This window comes from Dyella flagellata (assembly GCF_030160275.1).
Taxonomy (GTDB): Bacteria; Pseudomonadota; Gammaproteobacteria; order Xanthomonadales; family Rhodanobacteraceae; genus Dyella_B; species Dyella_B flagellata.
In genome coordinates, this window is sequence record NZ_BSOA01000060.1 from 1 (window position 1) to 888 (window position 888).

1 protein-coding gene is annotated in these 888 nt (G+C 64.2%); it reads left to right on the forward strand.

Translation table 11 applies throughout. The features are described from left to right. A partial coding sequence (locus QQJ96_RS23495) for an AMP-binding protein (RefSeq protein WP_284334472.1) occupies positions 1–888 on the forward strand: 888 nt, incomplete at both ends.

An 888-nucleotide genomic window follows, 5' to 3' on the forward strand; every position in this document is an offset into this window, starting at 1 on the left:
ACGTGGTGGCGATCGCGTTGCCGCGCTCGGTACAGATGGCGGTCGCCTTGCTGGCCGTACTCAAGGCCGGGGCGGCCTACCTGCCGTTGGATCCGGACTATCCCGCCGATCGCCTCGCCTTCATGATCGAGGATGCACGCGCCGCGGCGCTGATCACGCAGCGTGACGTGACGCTGTCCGTGACCGCACCCTGCGTGTTGCCGCTGGATGAGGCAGCCGTGATCGCGCAACTGGCGCAGCAGGATGCGCGTGACCTGGACGATGCACAACGCGTACGTCCCTTGCAGCCGATGCACCCGGCCTATGTCATCTATACCTCCGGCTCCACCGGCAAGCCCAAGGGCGTGGTGGTCGCGCATGCCAGCGTGTGTAACCACATGGTCTGGATGCAGGCCTGTTACCCATGCGCGAAAGACGATCGCATGCTCGCACGCACATCCATCAGTTTCGATGCCGCGGAATGGGAATGGTGGATGCCATGGCTGAGCGGCATTCCGGTCCAGGTGCTGCCCGACCGCCTGAAGCATGATTTCGACGGCATGCTTGCCTATTGCGAGCAGCACCGCATCACGCTCACGCAGTGGGTCCCTTCGATGCTTCCGGCCTTGCTCAGCGGCCACGCACGGCCGGCGTTGCGCATGATTTTCGCCGGCGGTGAACCGCTGCCGGTGGAAGTGGCGCAAAAGGTGATCCAGTGCTGGGGGGTGCCCGTCGTCAATCTGTATGGCCCGACGGAAACCACCATCCAGGTGACGTCTTATAAATATGGGGCGGCATCGGCGTGTCTCGGCAGTTTCGTGCCCATCGGCAAGCCGATCTGGAACACGCAGCTGTACGTCCTCGATGCGCACATGCAGCCGGTGCCGGTCGGCGTGGCCGGCGAGCTGT